The organism is Streptosporangium sp. NBC_01810 (assembly GCF_035917355.1).
Lineage (GTDB): Bacteria > Actinomycetota > Actinomycetes > Streptosporangiales > Streptosporangiaceae > Streptosporangium.
The window spans coordinates 3,854,739-3,857,875 of record NZ_CP109070.1 but is presented as its reverse complement, the minus strand read 5'-3'; the positions used below and the strand labels follow the sequence as shown (position 1 = coordinate 3,857,875).

Below are 3,137 nucleotides of genomic sequence, written 5' to 3'. Positions count from 1 at the left end.
GCCGCGCCGTCCCGCCGGACGTCCCGCTGTCATGGTCTCGCCGTCCCGCCGGACGTTCCGCCGTCATGGTCCCGTTTCGTGGGCGCGGGACCATGACGGCGGGACCCGAGGTAGTGGGACGGTCCGGAACGCCAATTGACCCGGCCGGGTGTGCGTCCACCCGGCCGGGTCGGATTCGTGCGGTCAGCTCGCGGTTACCCGCTCGGTGCGGTTCTCAGCTTTCGGCCAGCGAGATGGACCTGGACGGGCAGGCCACGACGGCCTCCCGCATAACGGCCTGAGCCGAATCGTCCAGGTCTTCGACCAGAACGATGACGGTTCCCTCGTCGCTCTGGTCGAAGACCTCCGGCGCGATGAGCACGCACTGGCCGGCACCGATGCAGCGCTGGGCGTTCACATTGACACGCATGACATTCCTCATTTTTGAAAGACCGGGTCTGACAGGTGACCGGCCGGGGCCTGCCGCTCCGTCACCAACGGACCGGCAGCGCATGCAGCCCGAACAGCACACCGTCGTACTTGAACGGCAGGTCCTCGACCGCGAGATCGAGCTGAAGGGTCGGAATCCGCTGGAATAGGGACGTGAAGACGGCCTCCATCTCGACCCTGACGAGGTTCTGCCCGAGACACTGGTGCACGCCGTACCCGAACGCGACGTGGTGGCGGGCCGAACGGCTCGGATCGAACTCGTCGGCCCGCTCGAACGTGGCATGGTCGTGGTTCGCCGCGGCGCCGAGCGGCACGATGCCCTCGCCGGCCTTGATGACGTGCCCGCCGATCTCGATGTCCTCAATGGCCACGCGGAGAGCCACCCGGTCAGCGACGGACAGGTAGCGCAGCACTTCCTCCACCACCCCCGGCGCGCCGACCCACTGCCGGTTCAGCAGCAGCATGACCACGCCGAGCGCGATGTTGTTCGCCGTCGTCTCGTGCCCGGCGATCAGCAGCAGCAGGGCGACGCCGGAGATCTCCTTGGGGGTCAGCACCCCGGCGGACAACAGCCGGCTGGTCAGGTCCCTGCCGGGGAACCGCTGCTTCATGGCGATCAGCTTGGAGATGTACAGCAGCAGGTCCCTGGTCGCGGACTCGCGTTCATCGTCGGTCGACGTGAAGGTCACCAGGATGCGCGTCCTCGACTCGAAAAGCTCGCGGTCCGTACGCGGCACGCCGAGCAACTCACAGATGATCAGCGACGGCACCGGCAGCGCGAACGCGGACACCAGGTCGGCGGTGGTGCCGGTGGCGAGCATGTCGTCGATGCAGGTGTCGACGACCCGCTGGACGGCCGGGCGAAGCTCAGCGATCCGCCGTACGGTGAATTCAGGGATCAGAGCCTTGCGGAAGCGGGTGTGCTCCGGCGGGTCGTACGCGACGAACCAGCCGGGAATCTGGTCGGGCGGCGGCACCGTCCCGTTGCGCCCGATCGTCGGAAAGCCCTCGTGCAAGGGGCTGGCACTGATCCGGGGATCGGTGAGCACAGTGCGCACGTCATCATGTCGAGTGACCAGCCACACGGTGCTGCCGTTGGGCAGCGCCGACTTGACCAGTCCCGACTGCTCCCGGAGTGAGGCGTATTCGTCCGGGGGAGAGAGCTGCCCGCGTCGCCGCCTCGGGAACTCGATGGATATCGGATCGCCATTGTGCGTTTCCATGCTGTCGCCACGTCCTTCGGCAGTACCTGTCGGATCATTTCAGCGCCGGGTTGCCCAGGATCAGATCGGCGGCTGCTCGGACGCCTCCCGCCTCATGCTGCACCTTGGCGAAGAATTCGGCGCGCTCACGGAAGGCAGGGTTGCCCAGCACTTGGGTGATCTTGTCGATCACATCATCGACGTCGATGGTCTGCGGATCGTTCACCGTGAGGCTGACCCCGCTGTCCACGCCGCGCACCGCCTGGTCATAGCAGTCGACCCAGAGCGGCCGGATGACCTGCGGCTTGCCGAAGTACAGGCCCTCGTGGAACGCGTTGCCGCCGCCGTGGTTGAAGAAGAGCTTGACGCTGGGATGGGCCAGCACGTCGAGTTGCGAGGGGACCCAGCTCTCGATCCTGAGGTTCGGTGGCAGCTCGTCCCTGGGGGGCAGCAGGTGTTGCTGCCCGGTCGGCAGCTTCCACAGCACGGCATGCCTGCCGTCCAACCGGCGGGCGACCTCCACCAGCGCGTGTACTTCGTGGCGGGTCAGCCGTGTGATGGTGCCGAGTCCGATGTAGACCACGGAGGGGTTGGCGTCGAGCCAACCGGACAGGTCGTCGTCGTCCGGCGCCTCCGGCAACGGCGGGATCATGGCGCCGACCAGGTGGAACTTATCCGGAACGGGAAAGGGATACTCCAGCCCGAAGACCGTGTAGCACAGGACGAGATCGGCGTGATCGACTTTCGCCGATAGACCGAGAATCTCCCGTGGCAGCAGACCTTGTCTCACCTTTGAGGCGCCTTCAAGAACGCGCCTCAGCATCTTTGGGTGCAGGAACATCATCCCGGCCCGGAGCTTGAACACGGTGTTGCGGACCCGTTGCGGAAACGACATATTCAACGGCAGGCCGGTGTGCAGCATGGGGAACCCACGCGGAATAAGCAGATTGCTCGGCATGAAAGGCGAGCTGAGGGCGAATGGGATCTTCCTCTTGAGCGCTACCAGGAGCGCGACGGAGTGTAGGCTATCGAAGATCATGAGGGCTGGGTTGAGCTCTTCGACCAGGGCGTCGAGTGCCAGATACTTCTGCTTTCCGCTCTCCGGGGAGAACCCGCGCCGTACCACCGCGCGGTGCGCCTTCCACCGGGACCGCTGGGTGACCTGCCGGTACATCTCGTCGTCCCAGTCACTGGGGGACTGCTCTGGATCGGTCTCGCCGAGCGAGGCGAATCGCACGCCGCTTCCCTCGTCGATCTTCTCGACCTCGGCCCTGCGGGACTCGTCCGTCGCGAACCACAGATCCTCCGTACCACGCCGGGCCAGCTCGGCGGCGATCACGCACAGGGGATTGAAGACACCGACCCCCGCGTTGCTGACAAACAGCAGTGGCTTGCGGCCCTCGCCCATCACACACACCTCCATCGCGGGAGCCCGGCTGCCGAACAGCCGGTGACACGCGGGTGTCTGCTCCGGTGCGGATCCGTCGTCGCCGTGAACGTCTCTGT

The 3,137-nt window shown here is 66.1% G+C and carries 3 protein-coding genes; all 3 read right to left on the bottom strand.

Annotated features, from left to right (window positions below; genetic code table 11):
* Window positions 1–214: 214 nt before the first annotated feature.
* Window positions 215–409, bottom strand: a complete 195-nt coding sequence (locus tag OIE13_RS16675; RefSeq protein WP_326638669.1) for a ferredoxin — start codon at window positions 407–409, stop codon at window positions 215–217.
* 61 nt (window positions 410–470) lie between these two features.
* On the bottom strand, window positions 471–1,652 hold the full coding sequence (locus tag OIE13_RS16670) for a cytochrome P450 (RefSeq protein WP_326638671.1): 1,182 nt from the start codon (window positions 1,650–1,652) through the stop codon (window positions 471–473).
* A 34-nt stretch (window positions 1,653–1,686) separates the two neighbouring features.
* Window positions 1,687–3,039, bottom strand: a complete 1,353-nt coding sequence (locus OIE13_RS16665; RefSeq protein ID WP_326638673.1) for a glycosyltransferase — start codon at window positions 3,037–3,039, stop codon at window positions 1,687–1,689.
* Window positions 3,040–3,137: the final 98 nt, after the last annotated feature.